17 protein-coding genes are annotated in these 14,958 nt (G+C 45.3%); 12 read left to right on the forward strand and 5 right to left on the reverse strand.

All coding sequences use genetic code 11. The annotated features are described in order from the left end of the window. Positions 1-33: 33 nt before the first annotated feature. Positions 34-858: a Cof-type HAD-IIB family hydrolase gene (locus tag NL645_RS21055; RefSeq protein WP_182035005.1), complete on the reverse strand. Its 825-nt coding sequence runs from the start codon at positions 856-858 to the stop codon at positions 34-36. Positions 859-1,094: 236 nt separating this feature from the next. Continuing rightward, the gene (locus NL645_RS21060) at positions 1,095-2,102 is read right to left on the reverse strand and encodes an alpha/beta fold hydrolase (RefSeq protein WP_253652337.1); all 1,008 of its coding nucleotides are present in this window, start codon (positions 2,100-2,102) and stop codon (positions 1,095-1,097) included. A 65-nt stretch (positions 2,103-2,167) separates the two neighbouring features. On the opposite strand from NL645_RS21060, the gene rhtB reads away from it, so the two are divergent. From rhtB to NL645_RS21095, 7 genes are all read left to right on the forward strand, one after another. After that, on the forward strand, positions 2,168-2,785 hold the full coding sequence (rhtB, locus tag NL645_RS21065; RefSeq protein WP_253652338.1) for a homoserine/homoserine lactone efflux protein: 618 nt from the start codon (positions 2,168-2,170) through the stop codon (positions 2,783-2,785). A gap of 24 nt (positions 2,786-2,809) precedes the next feature. Beyond that, complete coding sequence (locus NL645_RS21070; protein WP_005393827.1) at positions 2,810-4,033, forward strand: EAL and HDOD domain-containing protein; 1,224 nt, start codon at positions 2,810-2,812, stop codon at positions 4,031-4,033. A 155-nt stretch (positions 4,034-4,188) separates the two neighbouring features. Continuing rightward, on the forward strand, positions 4,189-4,524 hold the full coding sequence (locus NL645_RS21075; RefSeq protein ID WP_005393826.1) for a metalloregulator ArsR/SmtB family transcription factor: 336 nt from the start codon (positions 4,189-4,191) through the stop codon (positions 4,522-4,524). 42 nt (positions 4,525-4,566) lie between these two features. After that, positions 4,567-5,568, forward strand: coding sequence for an ArsJ-associated glyceraldehyde-3-phosphate dehydrogenase (locus NL645_RS21080; RefSeq protein WP_005393824.1), 1,002 nt, complete (start codon positions 4,567-4,569; stop codon positions 5,566-5,568). A 12-nt stretch (positions 5,569-5,580) separates the two neighbouring features. Continuing rightward, positions 5,581-6,075, forward strand: coding sequence for a cyclin-dependent kinase inhibitor 3 family protein (locus NL645_RS21085; protein WP_253652339.1), 495 nt, complete (start codon positions 5,581-5,583; stop codon positions 6,073-6,075). A 256-nt stretch (positions 6,076-6,331) separates the two neighbouring features. Beyond that, positions 6,332-7,549, forward strand: a complete 1,218-nt coding sequence (gene arsJ, locus NL645_RS21090) for an organoarsenical effux MFS transporter ArsJ (protein WP_145533187.1) — start codon at positions 6,332-6,334, stop codon at positions 7,547-7,549. A gap of 275 nt (positions 7,550-7,824) precedes the next feature. Beyond that, positions 7,825-8,838, forward strand: a complete 1,014-nt coding sequence (locus NL645_RS21095; RefSeq protein ID WP_005393819.1) for an acyltransferase — start codon at positions 7,825-7,827, stop codon at positions 8,836-8,838. On the opposite strand, the gene NL645_RS21100 is transcribed toward NL645_RS21095, so the two are convergent. Continuing rightward, positions 8,835-9,164, reverse strand: coding sequence for a DUF2500 domain-containing protein (locus tag NL645_RS21100; protein ID WP_012841295.1), 330 nt, complete (start codon positions 9,162-9,164; stop codon positions 8,835-8,837). The genes NL645_RS21095 and NL645_RS21100 overlap by 4 nt on opposite strands. A 328-nt stretch (positions 9,165-9,492) precedes the next feature. On the opposite strand from NL645_RS21100, the gene NL645_RS21105 reads away from it, so the two are divergent. The 4 genes from NL645_RS21105 (at position 9,493) to NL645_RS21120 (ending at position 12,547) form a co-directional block, all read left to right on the forward strand. Beyond that, positions 9,493-9,861 (forward strand): hypothetical protein, encoded by a 369-nt coding sequence (locus tag NL645_RS21105; RefSeq protein WP_005393815.1) that lies wholly within the window; start codon positions 9,493-9,495, stop codon positions 9,859-9,861. Between the two features lie 1,082 nt (positions 9,862-10,943). Continuing rightward, entirely contained in the window at positions 10,944-11,564 is a 621-nt protein-coding gene (locus NL645_RS21110) for a lysoplasmalogenase (protein ID WP_005393811.1), read from the forward strand. Between the two features lie 69 nt (positions 11,565-11,633). Then, positions 11,634-11,855, forward strand: a complete 222-nt coding sequence (locus NL645_RS21115) for a YecH family metal-binding protein (protein ID WP_172606017.1) — start codon at positions 11,634-11,636, stop codon at positions 11,853-11,855. A 107-nt stretch (positions 11,856-11,962) separates the two neighbouring features. Then, positions 11,963-12,547, forward strand: a complete 585-nt coding sequence (locus NL645_RS21120; protein ID WP_005393807.1) for a YhgN family NAAT transporter — start codon at positions 11,963-11,965, stop codon at positions 12,545-12,547. A gap of 57 nt (positions 12,548-12,604) precedes the next feature. Here the strand turns inward: NL645_RS21120 and NL645_RS21125 are convergent, their stop codons facing one another. Both NL645_RS21125 and rsmD read right to left on the reverse strand, forming a co-directional pair. Further along, entirely contained in the window at positions 12,605-12,871 is a 267-nt protein-coding gene (locus tag NL645_RS21125) for a DUF1145 domain-containing protein (RefSeq protein ID WP_005393805.1), read from the reverse strand. Between the two features lie 25 nt (positions 12,872-12,896). Further along, the gene (rsmD, locus tag NL645_RS21130) at positions 12,897-13,496 is read right to left on the reverse strand and encodes a 16S rRNA (guanine(966)-N(2))-methyltransferase RsmD (RefSeq protein ID WP_012841297.1); all 600 of its coding nucleotides are present in this window, start codon (positions 13,494-13,496) and stop codon (positions 12,897-12,899) included. A 230-nt stretch (positions 13,497-13,726) separates the two neighbouring features. Here rsmD and ftsY point away from each other — a divergent pair, with 230 nt between their 5' ends. Then, complete coding sequence (gene ftsY, locus NL645_RS21135) at positions 13,727-14,953, forward strand: signal recognition particle-docking protein FtsY (RefSeq protein WP_253652340.1); 1,227 nt, start codon at positions 13,727-13,729, stop codon at positions 14,951-14,953. The last annotated feature ends 5 nt before the right edge of the window (positions 14,954-14,958 follow it).

The raw sequence follows: 14,958 nt of genomic DNA on the forward strand, positions 1-14,958 counted from the left end.
GCAGCCCTTTGTTATTGTTTGGAGTATTGCAGCTTACAGCAAGTGTTCTTGTAGGTAGTGTGCAACCGCATCTTCTGCATTGCTGCCAATCACTTCGTTATTTGGCAATGCTTTCATCACTTTCTCGTGTGATGTACCCATGACCAATCCTTTACCTGCCATCGACAGCATTTCTACGTCATTCATGCCATCACCAAATGCCACGCAATTTTCTAACGTGAGGCCGAGTTTTTTCGCTACCGCTTCAAGAGCATGGCCTTTAGACACACCTGCACTCATTACTTCCAAGCACCATGGTGTTGAAAACGCAATATTCAGCTTATCGCCAAATTGTTCACGTAGTTTGTTTTCAAACACCACCAAGCGTTCGTGATCTTGTGCCGGATGGGTGAAGAAGATTTTCGCAATACCGTCAGTTGGCGCTTGGTCTTCATCGAATAAGACGTATGTGAATTCGTCATGGAAATCACGCAATGTTTCGTCGTCTTTGTTCATCAACCAACTGTCATTTTGATACATGTGGATAAGTATTTCTTGATCGTGCTTGATCGTGTCGATCACGCCTTGAACCAGTTCTGCAGGGACATTCTCGCTGTACATCAGTTGATCTTCCTGGTCATGCACACGGGCACCGTTCGAGGTGATCATGTAAGCCGGAATTCCGACCTGACGACGGATGCTCGCAACGTCTACGTGGTGACGGCCTGTTGCAAAGACAAAGGTGTAACCCTTTTCATGCAGCGCTTTTAGCGTCTCTTTTGAGTAAGCACTGAGCTGATGGTTTGGTGCGAGTAACGTGCCATCCAGATCAGAGGCAACGATTTTAGTGATCTCTTTGCAAGGTAGCGATGTGCTCATGAAGTCCTCGTAAACGGTTTGGATAGTGTGGAACAGGTGATTGCAAACGGAGTACAGCAGACTGACTAGATCATGCTGCTCCGAATGCGGGGGAACTTTGGTCGGTTGCATCTGCATGGTTCAACGCAGCCAGACCCAAGCAGTGTACGTCAAAATGAGGATGAAAAAGAGGGTAAATCAATGTGCAGACATTTCCTCTTTAATCATGGCCGTGAAATGGTCGCCTAGAGTTCTTATTATGTTTTTTCGTTTGGCGATGATTTCGGGTCATTCATAAAGCGGAAGATTGCATCGAGTGCTTGATTACGATACAGGTCGGTCTCGAATAAGATCTCATGCTGTGCGCCTTCGATAGAAAGCAGCTCCGTATGTGGGTTGGTTTTACGCAATTTATCGATAAAACGTTTTTGTGCCAGATTGCTGACAATACGATCGTTCCCAGCTTGAATCAGAAGCACCGGTACTTTTACTTGGCGAGTCAATAAAAAGCATTGTTTTGCTGCCATTAGCCCTTGCCATACCCATCGTGTGCTCGGGCCACCGACTTGCAGTTCCGGTTTTTCCGTATAGAGATTTCGGAACCATTGGTAGCGACCATAGCTTTGGCTGAGCGGGTTATCTTCAAAGGGCTTAGGAAAGTAGGCCTGATGTCCTGGCGCATAACGTGGCAAAGTCGATACCGCTGACATAATCTGTGTCACTGGAATCGCTATTGGCGATAAGTACCATGGCAGATTAATACCAAACATAGGCGCACTGAGAATCAAACCAGTAAAGGGATGTTCTGGGTGAGTTTGCAGATAACGTGTAGCGATTGCGCCGCCCATGGAGTGGGCAATGATGAAACATTGCTGATAGTCGCTAAGGTCGTGTTTGTTTACGACCACGTCCATATCGTCAATATAATCAGTAAAGTCATAGACGTGACCCATATCTGAGTCAGACAATAGACGATCTGATAAACCTTGTCCGCGGTGGTCAAAGGAATAGACGTCGAAGCCTTGGCGATAGAGATCGTAAAACAGTTCTTGGTATTTCCAGGAAGATTCAATGCGCCCATTAACGATGAGCACGGCTTTTTTATGTTCTGGGTTGGTCAGTTTGCACCAGTAAATGTTCTTTTTCTCAGTTCCTTTAACAAAGCCTTCTTGGCGAGTTTGCCAAAGTGCCGCGATCGGACCACCAATTGCTTGCTCAAATAATGACTCTTGAGTATAAGTCAAAGGTGAATGGTTAGTAGCCATTAGTCGATTACCTGAAGATACGTTGTTTACGCGATGTATCATCGAAGAATTAGTGAGGAAATGCAATGGATACCCACGTCTGGTTAGCTTATGTAGTAACTGCAATCGTTTTTAGTTTGGCTCCGGGGTCTGGCACGGTGAACTCAATCAGCAATGGTTTGAGTTACGGTACTAGCAAATCTTTGGGGGCTGTGATCGGTCTCCAAATTGGTTTGGCCATTCACATTGCGTTAGTTGGGGCGGGAATTGGTGCGCTGGTCGCACAATCGGCAACGGCATTTTCTGTCATTAAATGGGTTGGCGCGGCTTATTTGGTTTGGTTGGGTATCCAGAAATGGCGAGACACCTCCAGCTTGGTAGCGGCAGAGAGCCACAAAGACATGTCTGGCAAGGCACTCTTGTACAAAGCTATTTTGATTAACCTGACGAACCCTAAATCGATTGTTTTTCTGGTGGCGTTGTTTCCACAGTTTATTGACCCGGCACAAGACCAACTGACGCAACTGTTGGTGCTTGGTGTTACGACTGTTGTGATCGACGCGTGTGTGATGTTGGGTTACACCACCTTGGCGGCGCAAATGGGACGTTTTATTCGCTCCGATAAAATCATGGGGAAAATAAACAAAGTCTTCGGTTCAATGTTTATGGGTTGTGGTGCATTATTAGCAGCTGCAAAGTCATAAGCCATTTATAGGTCCTTCTTTAGCATGAATACAACGTATGTTGCTCGCCAGCCGATCTTTAACCGCAAAAGACAGACGCTGGGTTATGAATTGTTGTTTCGAGATGGGGAGAGTAACGCATACCCTTCGCATATTGAGTCAAACCGAGCAACATACCGATTAATTGTCGAGAATTTCCTATCACTGGGCACTAACCCAGTGATTGCTTCTTCGCGATGCTTTATCAATTTTCCTCATCAAAGCTTGGTGCGCCGCTTACCGCGCAGCTTGCCAAAAAACAAAATCGTCGTCGAAGTCCTGGAAACTTGCCAGCCGACCGATGATCTTCTCGATGCGATTCGCGAGTTGTATCGAGAAGGTTATTTGATCGCGCTGGATGATTTCACCTTAACGCCGGAGTGGCGTCGCTTCTTACCTTACGTGCACATCGTTAAACTCGATATCATGGCAATGGGGCTGGAAAAAGCGTGTGCGTTGGTCAAAGCTCACCTTGCTAAACGCGTCAAATACCACTTTTTGGCGGAACGTGTTGAAACCGCAGAAGAGTTTGAGCAAGCCAAAGCGGCTGGCTTTAAGTTTTTCCAAGGCTACTTTTTTAGTAAGCCATTAGTTTCGCAAACAAAATACGTGAGCCCTGAGCAAGTGTTAGCGCTACAGCTTTTTCGTGAAGTCTGCTCACCAGAGCCAGACTTTACTCGTATTGAAACCATCATTACGCAAGATGTCGCGTTGTCGTACAAATTATTGCGCTTTGTAAATACGCAAGCGCCAAACCTCGCTGTCGAAATCAGCTCGTTTCGTCAGGCCTTGATCTACCTTGGTCAGGATAATCTTAAGCAGTTTGTCTCCTTGGTCGTGGCGTCGTATATCTCTAGTAACAAGCCTCGAGAACTGTATCACCTTTCATTACAACGAGCGCAGTTCTGCCAATTAATGTCGCGTTATCAGCCATTTTCCCACCTCAACGAACAAGGGTTTATGGTCGGCTTATTATCGATTTTAGATGCGATGCTTGATTTGTCGGTGGAATCTTTAGTCAAGCAATTGCCACTTAGCGAATCCGTACAACAAGCCTTATTACATCGCAAGGGGGTTTATGGTGCGCTGATTTCTCTCGAAGAGTGTTACGAGCGTGCCGACTGGTCAGGCGTTGAAAAAATCACGACGCAGTTGGGATTGTCTTTGGAAGAGGTCAAGCTCTCGTTAGGCGAAGCGGTTCGCTGGAGTCAAAACGTCGCAACCGCGTAAATTTCTGCCGTATCTTTATTCTCTCTAACCGTTCTTCTCTCAATCTTTATTGGCTGTTTCGATGTGAAACTTTTATGACGATGATGGGATCACTCTTGACGACATTTCAGAGTTAAATAAATATATACGCATATCCATATATAGGTATGTTTATTATGCTTCCACATCAGTTTTTCAAGCTGTTATCCGATGAAACGCGCGTACGTTGTTTAATGCTGGTGGCCCGTGAAGGCGAAACTTGCGTGGGTGACTTGGCGTTTGCGTTGCAAGAGAGTCAGCCGAAAGTTTCTCGTCATCTTGCTCAGTTACGCTCCAGTGGCATCTTGGTGGATAAACGCCGAGGGCAATGGGTGTACTACGAGTTATCGCAGCAACTACCAGGTTGGATGCGTAAGCTGATTGAAGACTTAGTGGCATCAAACTGTTTGAAGCAAGAGTACCAAGACGACATCACACGCTTACACGATAAAAGTCGTGAGGCTTGCTGTTAATAGCAAACAGAGATTCAAGGTAGAAGATTAAAGGGTAAAACTATGACAATTAAAGTAGGCATTAATGGCTTTGGCCGAATTGGTCGTTTAGCACTGCGAGCGGCATTCGACTGGCCAGAGTTAGAGTTTGTGCAAATCAACGATGTCGCAGGTGATGCAGCGACGCTTGGCCACTTATTAGAGTTCGATTCAGTGCAAGGTCGTTGGCACCATGAAGTGCAGGTTGAGGGCAATGAGCTCGTCATCAATGGCAAGCGCATCGCCACGACTCAGCAACGTGACATTGACGCCGTGAACTGGTCTGGCTGCGATGTTGTGATTGAAGCGACAGGTGTACACCGCAAAACCTCGTACCTAGACCAATACCTCGATCAAGGTGTGAAGCGCGTGGTGGTGAGTGCGCCAGTGAAAGAAGAAGGCATTGCGAACATTGTTGTTGGCGTGAACGATCATATTTTCGACCCTGAAAAACATCGCATTGTGACAGCCGCTTCATGCACAACAAACTGTATTGCGCCTGTGGTGAAAGTCATTCATGAGAAGTTGGGCATTGAGCAATCCTCTTTCACGACAATTCACGATTTGACCAATACGCAAACCATTTTGGATGCGCCACATAAAGATCTGCGCCGTGCTCGTGCGTGCGGCATGAGTCTTATCCCGACCACTACCGGTAGTGCGACTGCGATTGTGGAAATTTTCCCAGATTTAAAAGGCAAGATTAACGGCCACGCGGTACGTGTACCGTTGGCGAATGCGTCATTGACCGACATCATCTTCGATGTAAAACGCGATACCACAGCAGAAGAAGTGAATGCTTTGCTGAAAGAGGCGTCGGAAGGGGAGCTAAAAGGCATTCTTGGCTTTGAGGAACGTCCGTTAGTGTCGATCGATTACAAAGGCGACCAACGCTCAACTATCGTTGATGCACAATCCACCATGGTGGTTGGCTCACGAATGGTGAAGATTTACGCCTGGTACGACAATGAAATGGGATACGCAACGCGCACCGCAGAATTGGTTCGAAACGTTGGTCTGGCATAACAGGAGTTCATAATGTTTCATCCTACATGGCAATTAGATTTGGACTCTGGTGCATTAGTTCTGACACCGTGCCCGGGTACCAAAGGCGTCGAGTTGAAAGCGTCGTTGGAACAGTTGAAGGAGCAGGGGGTTCAAGCGGTCGTTACCGCATTGGACGATAGCGAGTTAGCAGCGAAAGACGTTGCGGCTTTGGGTTACACCACTCAGCAACTGGGCATGAAATGGTTCCAGATCGAGATTGAAGATGACTGCGCACCAAGTGAAGAATTTGCGGCGAAGTGGCACCAAGCCAGTCCGGAACTGCATGCGATTCTTGCTCAAGGTGGCAAAGTCGCGATGCACTGCATGGGCGGTTCGGGTCGCACAGGTTTGTTTGCGGCTCACTTGTTGCTAGAGAAGAAGTGGCAGTTAGAAGATATCGTGCGAGAAGTGCAAGCTCTTCGCCCTGGTGCGTTTACAAAACCGGTGCAGCTTGAGTACATCGAACGCGTGGCGAAAGACGCTTGATCAGCTTAAATAGCTTTTGGAACATCATGATCCAAAAGCTATTTTCCAGTTTATATAATGGAAAATAGGTCAGCAGTAAAACTAAAGATTTTAATTTAAGCTTTTGTTTTTATTGGTTATCTTTGTCCATTTTTAAATTTCTGTGTGTTTGTGAATTCGAACTAAGGTTGTATCGCCTTATGGTTGGTGTACAGGTTAATAAGCATTTGGCACATGATGATCTAAATGCTTCTATCGCTGTACATAAGAGGTCAATATGATTTCTCAATTGAGCAAAAGTATTCGTCAGTACATGTTAGTGACGTTTAACTATTGGAACTTTACCGTGACCGACGGAGCGCTGCGTATGTTGGTGGTGCTCTATTTTCACGACTTGGGTTATTCCACGTTAGCTATTGCCTCACTGTTCCTTTTCTATGAATTTTTTGGTGTGGTGACCAATTTGATTGGTGGGTGGTTGGGCGCAAGGTTAGGCCTGAACAAAACCATGAACATTGGTTTAGCGATGCAAGTGTTTGCGTTGTTGATGCTGGCAGTACCAAACGCATGGCTGACGATTCCTTGGGTGATGGCGGCGCAAGCTTTGTCGGGGATTGCCAAAGATCTCAACAAGATGAGTGCCAAGAGTGCGATTAAAACATTAGTACCAGACGAGCAGCAAGGCGCACTCTACAAATGGGTGGCGATTTTGACAGGCTCGAAGAATGCACTCAAAGGGGCGGGCTTTTTTGTTGGTGGCTTGCTGTTGTCTTGGGTGGGCTTCCAAAACTCGATGTTTATTATGTCGAGTGTGCTGGCATTGGTGTTTGTTTGCAGCATGATCTGGCTAGAAGCAGACATGGGTAAAGCAAAGAGCAAACCTAAGTTTCGCCAAATTTTCTCCAAGTCCGAATCTATAAATATTTTATCTGCGGCACGTATGTTCTTGTTTGGGGCGCGTGATGTGTGGTTTGTGGTCGCTCTACCTATTTATCTTGGCAGTGTGTTTGGCTGGGATCACTTGTGGGTCGGTGGCTTTTTAGCCGCATGGGTCATTGCTTATGGGTTTGTGCAAGGCTTTGCGCCGCGTATTACTGGCAAAGCGCAAGGTCGCGTGCCTGATGGTAGTGCAGCATTAGTATGGGCAGGAATTCTTGCGTTAATTACGGGCGGTATTGCTTATGGTGTGCAAATCGGCTGGCAGCCTGAGTTGGTGATTGTTGTGGGGTTAATGATTTTTGGCGCTGTGTTTGCCATTAACTCTTCGCTGCACTCGTATCTGATTGTGAGCTATGCCAAAGGCGATGGCGTATCTCTGGATGTTGGCTTCTATTACATGGCCAATGCGATGGGACGTTTGATTGGCACGGTATTATCGGGTTGGATCTACCAAGAGGCTGGTCTTGCGGCGTGCTTATGGGTCTCCTTTGCTTTCTTGGCGCTGACGACGCTGATTTCGATTAAGTTGCCAAAAGCTAACGTTGCTACTGCGTAACTATTCCCAGTATTGCTATCTGTAGATGGTATAAATGGCTCCAAATCGGAGCCATTTTTGTTTCTTATGCGCCGTTGATGTAATCAAACTGTGTGGGTTTGGCATCGAGAGTGAATGCTGATGTTTGGTTCTCGTTAATTGATTAGAGTGGTGATGAAATCCCCGTTGTAGGTCATTGTTGCGTTAAAAATAAGCAAAAACAGATTGTTAACCATTTCACTGGCTGAGATTTACCCTATGCTATAAACGATAAGCGACTCAAAGTAGGGAAAGGTATGAGAGAAAGGGTTCTGTTTTTTGATTTATTGCGCTGCTTTGCTGCGGTGGCAGTGATCGCCATTCACGTTTTGGCCCCTTATCGAAATGAGTTAGGAGTGATCCCGTTTGACCAATGGTTGACGGCGGTAGGCGTTAATAGCGTTACCCGCTGGGCGGTGCCAGTTTTCATTCTGATCACCGGAGCGTTGATGCTCAGTGACACTCGACCATTTGACGGTAAGTATTATATCAAAAGGCGTTTAGGCAAAGTCTTAGTCCCATTTCTTATTTGGTCGATGTTTTATGCATACCTCTCTGGCTGGACGGCTCAAGGGTTTGACTTTGAAACCGTAAAAGAGGTATTGAGCAATAGCCCATTCCACGCGACGTATTACCACCTAGGGTTCTTCTATTACTTTATACCGCTGTATTTTGTGATTCCGTTGTTCCAATGGATGGTACGCAACGTTGATGACAATGTGTTGTATACCTATCTCGCATTTTGGCTTTTCACCAGCACGCTGTTTTTGTTCAAGATTGATGGTCCGTGGAGTAACCAAATGTGGCTCTACATGGGTTACCTTCCTCTGGGTTATGTTCTATTTCAAAAAGTGCCTTTGAACCGCTCTATGGTGACCTTATTTACAGGGTTTGGCCTCGTCGCGTTGGCTGTGACATTTACTATGGTCGTGACGAACAGTTTAGAGGCGGAGAAGTACACGGTTGGACGCTGGCTTTCTTACAAAACACTGAATGTCATTCTAGCGGCTTCGATGATTTTCATGATCGGTCGTTACTTTGGGGAAGGCTTGTCACCAAAAGTACAAAAAGTGGTGAGTGTGATCAGTCAGCACAGCTTGGGGATTTACTTACTTCACCCAATTTTCTTATGGCCGATGAAAGCGTTTGGTTGGTACACCGGACATCCCGCATGGGTGATTCCAGTCTGGATCATTATCAGTGGAGCTGGAGCCTTGGCGATGAGCTATCTCTTTTCTCGCTCTGCCAAGACTCGTTGGTTACTGCCTTAACGTTTGATGGCGAAGTGAAGGAATTTGTTACCACGATAGGTTAGCGTTCCTTTATCTCCAGGGTTGAGTGCATGGTAGTAGTGCACTCCAATTTGGAACTCTCGTTTAGGGCCAATAGAACCGCGTTGGACATAAATCCAATATTCTTGGTCGTCTTGGCCTGGTGGTGCATCTGGGACGTCGATAGCTTGCTTATCTAAAATAGTTACCTGTGCACTTTGTTCTGGAGCGTCTTCGCCCACATAGTGCTTGCTATAGAAACGAAAAAATACCCATGCGCCCAAAGCAATAAGGGCGAACAGGGCGACAATAAGTGAGATTGGCATGTTAACCTCCGATGTTTCATTGAGCTCTATTCTACAGAACTCATTGATGAAACGATGAGTTGAGATAACTTATTCATAATCTAATGAAAGGGACATGAATTTTATTCGGCGCACTTCACGGTTTACCTCAATGGGGACGCGATGAAATCGTTGCTTCATCTGCAAGCTACGTCACTAAAGCTGAACTAAGCAGCTTTCACTTGTCTGGCTATATGCGCTCAAGGGCACAAATTGAAAGTAAAATTGCACTTAACGGCTCGAAAAAGCTCTAAATTTATAGAAGAATAAAAATAACGAACACGGGAAGGGTCTGGTAAGGAGGGTTACGATGTCAGATATTGAAAAAGTAGTCATGCGTACCCGAACGATCGAAAAACTTTTGCGTACTCAGTACCATGCAGAAGGGAAAGGGTTACACCAACTTATTAATAGTTGTGAAGAACGTTTACCACATGACGTGATAGCGAAGCTTCGTTTTATCGCTACTGTGCGTAATAAAGTGGTTCACGAAGACGATTATAAGCTGGATGATCGGAAAGGCTTTATGGCGGCATGTGACGCTTGTGAAAAAGAGCTAACGCCAAGAAGCTCTCGTTTTATTTGGCGTGCAGCAATTTTGCTAATGACGTTGATTACGCTCGCCGCTCTTGGTTTCTACTATATGCATTGGGATATCTTGTCCAAACACATACAGTAGAAAAACACAGATAAATAAAAAAGGACGCATTTGCGTCCTTTTTTATTTTTAATCAGTAGGTTAGTACATCATTGGCAGTGTCATTAAACCCACAACCACTGCAATCATTACCAGCCCTTGTTTTTGAGAAGATGAAATCATAACACTACCCCTTAATCTTTGATGAACTCGATTAATTTAATATAGCACTGTTTTTGGGGTTTGATCAACATATGCTCGATAATCTTTTCAAAAAATACACTTAACTTGTCTTTTTTTACGTGTTTTTGACTAATGAAACTGTGTTTTTTGTGTTGTATTTAAAATGCTCGTATTGTGTGATTGTTGTTCGTATTTTGTTTAAGTATATGATTTTAAAGTGTCAATCTTGGTTTGTTGTTGGCTTGGAAATTGTTTTTTGTTTCGGTTGGTATGTTGATTGCCGATTTTGTCTGTGTTTCTCAAAAATTGAGAAAATAAAAAGATGTGCTATGGAGGTGCATCATTGAGTTGAGGTGTGGAAGGGGAATTTTCTTATCTAATGAGAAAATATGGGCTTAAAAAGTGTTTAGTGATTTGATGGTTTATGAAGTCGGTGTTTTCGATGGTTATTGATAATGTGGCTTTATTTATCATTAGCTTACGTTCGTTATTTGATGTTTTTGTTATTGAGTTAAGTTTGATTTTTCATGTTGTTCTAATCTGTTCATCGGTGGTTTCTACTATCTTAGCTCGCTACCAAGACGATTTTCTGTTTTGTGTCTGTTATTTATTCTTGTTGCCTGTGATGTATACAGTCTGATGGTTTAGTCATCAGTTTTTGACGTGATGGGTTACCAAGGCCATTGGGCTGCTTTTTAGTTAAATGGCCTGACTAAGCGCGGGTTATTGTGCCGTGTGATTTGATGAACTTGGCTCATGGGATAGGGCTCTGCCCCATATTTATGGCCGTCATTAAGGCTCATCGACTTAATTGTTGTGCAGACTGAGGGTTACAAAATGTTTCGAATCGCTAGCGAGATCCAACTTTCGCAGATTGTGTCTTTACATCAAAACTGGTCTACCTAGACTAGCGGCGAGTTTAAGTAAAAGGTGTATACGGCATGTGGAGTTGGCTGGCGATAGGGCTATCAGGTGTGTATTCCGTGTTGGGAGCAAAACAAGCTAACCCGACACAATCCCTCGTGTTTAAAATCTTTACTCTGCTACTTCTTCTTGTGTTGGTGTTAACTCAAGGCGCATCCGCAACATATACCTACTGGATTGCGGGTGGGCTTATTGTGTCTATGGTGGCAGATACGCTGCACTCGTTTAAAACTCGCAAGCTAATTTACTTTGCTGCGTATTTGCTTGCTCAGGTGTGCTACAGCAAGTCATTTTGGGTACAGCTTAATGGTGAGATTGTCTGGTGGCTGTTGGCCCTACTGCTCGCAGCGAGTATCGTGGCGTTCTTTTTGTTGCTACCTCAACTCGACTCTCTGGTGTTTCCCGTTGTGATCATGGGGATGATGCTGGTTCAGCTTGCTTGGGCGGCGGGTGAAGTTTGGTTGCAGGCCCCGAGCTATGCCAATGCTATCGGTTTCAGCGGAACCCTAGTTTTGATCTATTCGGCGTTGGCGTATGCGATACACGGTTACCGAAAACCGATGAAACACGCCTATCTGTGGGTAAGTGGCAGCTACTTCTTTGCCCACGCCCTCATTGTTGCCTCTATCATTTACTAATTTAAGTCAAAGCAGCTCACGAAGATTTCAGTAAACTGGACGTATTGTTCTTGATGACTGGAGTCAATAATGAGTGAAATCCATGCCCACGAGCTGCTAAAGCTACTTCGAGAAACGCCAATGGATCGCGAAGCGCTGGCACAGCACTTTGGCAACACCGTTCGCTTTCACACCTGTAAACTGAATGATCTAGACTTAGATGCATTGCTAGCATTTTTGCTCAAGCGCGACAAAATCCGTGAGCTTGAAGGTAAGTTTGTGGTCAATATGGCGCGTGTCTGCAATCACTAAGCGGCGGCTATGATGCGAGGGTGAATATGCTGTTTTCGCCCTCAGCCATGTACTCACGTTGTCAGTTTGCTATACACTGGCCGACATTTTTTAGGTGAGGCCAGAATATGGACATTCTTTCTGCAGCGACCATGCTGTTTCTAATCATGGACCCTCTCGGTAATTTGCCGATTGTGTTGTCTATTCTCAAGCACATCGATCCTAAGCGTCGCCGTAAGGTATTGATTCGTGAACTACTGTTTGCCTTACTGATCTTGATGTTGTTTCTGTTTGCAGGACAAAGCATCTTAAGTTTTTTGCATGTCCAGCCAGAAACGCTCAGCATTTCAGGTGGCATTATTCTCTTCATTATCGCGATTAAGATGATCTTTCCGAGTGCTGGCAGCATCACTGGACTGGCGGCAGGCGAGGAGCCCTTTATTGTTCCGATGGCCATTCCTATGATCGCGGGCCCTTCCGTGATTGCAGCATTGCTTTTGCTATCTTCACAGCATCCAGAAAAAATGTTGGAAATGTCCGCGTCAGTTGTGATTGCCTGGGGCGCAACATTTTTTATTCTAATGTTTTATGGCTTCTTTAATCGTTTGTTGGGAGAGCGTGGTCTAAAAGCGGTAGAGCGTTTAATGGGCTTGTTGCTGGTGATGATCTCCACTCAAATGTTTTTGGATGGTGTTAAGAGTTATCTTGGGTGACGGAATAAACGCAATAAAAAAGCCGCTCTTGAGAGCGGCTTTTTAGTATTTGGGCGATTACATCATGTGTTTACGACGAATATCGAGCAGGGCAAAAATACCAAAGATCAGGATGGAATATTTTTCCCAACTGCTCATTTTAATTTTGTCGCCAAATGCGCCAATGAAGATGGCCATTTGTAAACCGTGCATGATGAACAAAAAAGCGGTCATGATGTACAGCGCAATCGCGGCATTACCGGGAAACGGCATAAAGATATTGAGGATCAATACTAACCAAACAAAGGCGATAGCCGCTTTGGCCAGCAGAATTAATGCTTTCATTTAAGTGTCCTTTTAAATCGAGGCGTTATGCGGAGGTACGTTCATACAGACGGTAACTCACTTGGCCTGCTGTTTTTTCTCGATGTAACTGCCAGTTTTCTGGTAAGTCGGCAATATTGAGTTCTTTTTCTGTTTCAATATAAATCATCGCGTCTTCCGCGAGCCAGCCATTTTGTTCTAGCAGAGCCACGGTTTCATCCAATAGTCCCTTACGAAACGGTGGGTCAATAAACACCACATGGTGCGCAGTACCCGGCTGTTTTAAAAAGCTCAGTGCGTCGGTATTCACTACTTGGATGTTGTTCGCGTTAAGAGATGCCACGTTCTTCTGTAATTGCTGGAAAGCTTGTGGGTTCAGCTCGACCATGGTCACTTGCTCTGCTTGGCGCGAAGCCGACTCAAAGCCTAAGCCGCCGGAGCCGGCAAACAAGTCGAGACATTTTGCTTGCGGCACATCTTGAGCCAGCCAGTTAAATAGCGTTTCTTTGACGCGATCGGTCGTTGGGCGTAAGCCTTCAGCATCGTGTACAGGAAGTTTTCTGCCTCTCCATAAGCCACTAATAATGCGAACAAAGCCCGTTGTTGGCTTTTTTTGTGATGAGTTTTGCTGGCGACGTCTTACCATAGATTTTTTGACCGCTAATAAAGTGATACTATATCTAATCGCCCAAGCCGTGAGCTTGGAGCTTGGATACAGCCCAGAATATTCAAGATGACAGAGTGTAACACTAATAAGATTAGAATTACCTAATCGGAAAGTTTTCACAACTTTGTCATTAGCCTTTTTTAGACAGATAATAATCTTGTCAAAAAAGAGTCATTAATAGATAAAAGAACAATCTAGGATAGCCCCAGATGACGGAAAAAAAGAAGCGCGGATTACTTTCGTGGCTAGGTTTTGGTGACGAAGAACAAAGCCCAAAACCAAAAACTGAAGAAACAGTAAAAGAAGAAGCAGTGGAAGCGCCTTCTGAAGAGCAGCAAACCGAAGCGGTTGCTGAGCAAGCGGAAGCAACGCCAGAACTTGAAGAAGAAGAAGCGAAACAATCAGAGGCTGCCCCAGCAGAAGCAGAAGCAGAAGCAGAAGCAGAAGCAGAAGCAGAAGCAGAAGAGCCTCAAGTGCCTGCTGCACCTCGCGTTCAAGAACAAGAAAAGCCAACAGAGAGCTTTTTTGCTCGCCTCAAACGCAGCCTAAGCCGCACAAAAGCAAACATCGGCGCTGGCTTCTTCGGTCTGTTCAGCGGTAAGAAAATCGATGAAGACTTATTTGAAGAGCTAGAAGAGCAACTGCTTATTGCTGATGTGGGCATGAATACCACAACAAAAATTATCAACAACCTGACAGAAAAAGCCACACGTGGCGATCTGAAAGACGGCGAAGCCCTTTATGGTTTGTTGAAAGAAGAAATGGCTGAGATTCTTTCTAAAGTTGAACAGCCACTAGAAATCGACAGCAACAAAACGCCTTACGTCATCTTAATGGTGGGTGTAAATGGCGTGGGTAAAACCACGACCATCGGTAAGCTTGCCAAGCAGTTCCAAACTCAAGGCAAAAAAGTGATGCTTGCAGCGGGCGATACTTTCCGTGCCGCAGCGGTTGAGCAGCTACAAGTATGGGGTGAGCGTAACAACGTTCCTGTGATTGCCCAGCATACTGGCGCAGACAGTGCTTCTGTTATCTATGATGCGATTGAAGCGGCAAAAGCACGTGGTGTGGATGTTGTGATTGCCGATACCGCGGGTCGTTTACAGAACAAAGCGAACCTAATGGAAGAGCTGCGTAAGATTGTACGTGTGATGAAGAAAATTGATGACTCTGCACCACACGAGATCATGCTGACGCTAGACGCAGGTACAGGGCAAAATGCCATCAGCCAAGCGAAACTTTTCAGTGATGTTGCCCCTCTAACCGGGATTACCTTGACTAAGCTGGATGGTACAGCGAAAGGCGGCGTAATTTTCGCTATTGCCGATCAGTTTGGTATTCCAATTCGTTACATTGGTGTGGGTGAAGGTATCGAAGACTTGCGTCCATTTGAAACTCAAGAGTTTATTGACGCACTGTTTAGTCGTGAAGAATAAAAAGA

It is taken from the genome of Vibrio sp. Y51_MX_L26 (assembly GCF_024181935.1).
In the GTDB taxonomy this organism is placed as follows: Bacteria; Pseudomonadota; Gammaproteobacteria; order Enterobacterales; family Vibrionaceae; genus Vibrio; species Vibrio diabolicus.

What these genes read in the sequence shown, in the direction of transcription:
- NL645_RS21095 (WP_005393819.1), top strand. Translation starts at nt 7,825, where the DNA reads ATGAGAGAAAGGGTTCTGTTTTTTGATTTATTGCGCTGCTTTGCTGCG.
- NL645_RS21075 (WP_005393826.1), top strand. Translation starts at nt 4,189, where the DNA reads ATGCTTCCACATCAGTTTTTCAAGCTGTTATCCGATGAAACGCGCGTA.
- NL645_RS21125 (WP_005393805.1), bottom strand. Translation starts at nt 12,871, where the DNA reads ATGAAAGCATTAATTCTGCTGGCCAAAGCGGCTATCGCCTTTGTTTGG.
- NL645_RS21080 (WP_005393824.1), top strand. Translation starts at nt 4,567, where the DNA reads ATGACAATTAAAGTAGGCATTAATGGCTTTGGCCGAATTGGTCGTTTA.
- NL645_RS21060 (WP_253652337.1), bottom strand. Translation starts at nt 2,102, where the DNA reads ATGGCTACTAACCATTCACCTTTGACTTATACTCAAGAGTCATTATTT.
- rsmD (WP_012841297.1), bottom strand. Translation starts at nt 13,496, where the DNA reads ATGGTAAGACGTCGCCAGCAAAACTCATCACAAAAAAAGCCAACAACG.
- NL645_RS21105 (WP_005393815.1), top strand. Translation starts at nt 9,493, where the DNA reads ATGTCAGATATTGAAAAAGTAGTCATGCGTACCCGAACGATCGAAAAA.
- ftsY (WP_253652340.1), top strand. Translation starts at nt 13,727, where the DNA reads ATGACGGAAAAAAAGAAGCGCGGATTACTTTCGTGGCTAGGTTTTGGT.
- NL645_RS21070 (WP_005393827.1), top strand. Translation starts at nt 2,810, where the DNA reads ATGAATACAACGTATGTTGCTCGCCAGCCGATCTTTAACCGCAAAAGA.
- NL645_RS21100 (WP_012841295.1), bottom strand. Translation starts at nt 9,164, where the DNA reads ATGCCAATCTCACTTATTGTCGCCCTGTTCGCCCTTATTGCTTTGGGC.
- NL645_RS21120 (WP_005393807.1), top strand. Translation starts at nt 11,963, where the DNA reads ATGGACATTCTTTCTGCAGCGACCATGCTGTTTCTAATCATGGACCCT.
- arsJ (WP_145533187.1), top strand. Translation starts at nt 6,332, where the DNA reads ATGATTTCTCAATTGAGCAAAAGTATTCGTCAGTACATGTTAGTGACG.
- rhtB (WP_253652338.1), top strand. Translation starts at nt 2,168, where the DNA reads ATGGATACCCACGTCTGGTTAGCTTATGTAGTAACTGCAATCGTTTTT.
- NL645_RS21085 (WP_253652339.1), top strand. Translation starts at nt 5,581, where the DNA reads ATGTTTCATCCTACATGGCAATTAGATTTGGACTCTGGTGCATTAGTT.
- NL645_RS21115 (WP_172606017.1), top strand. Translation starts at nt 11,634, where the DNA reads ATGAGTGAAATCCATGCCCACGAGCTGCTAAAGCTACTTCGAGAAACG.
- NL645_RS21055 (WP_182035005.1), bottom strand. Translation starts at nt 858, where the DNA reads ATGAGCACATCGCTACCTTGCAAAGAGATCACTAAAATCGTTGCCTCT.
- NL645_RS21110 (WP_005393811.1), top strand. Translation starts at nt 10,944, where the DNA reads ATGTGGAGTTGGCTGGCGATAGGGCTATCAGGTGTGTATTCCGTGTTG.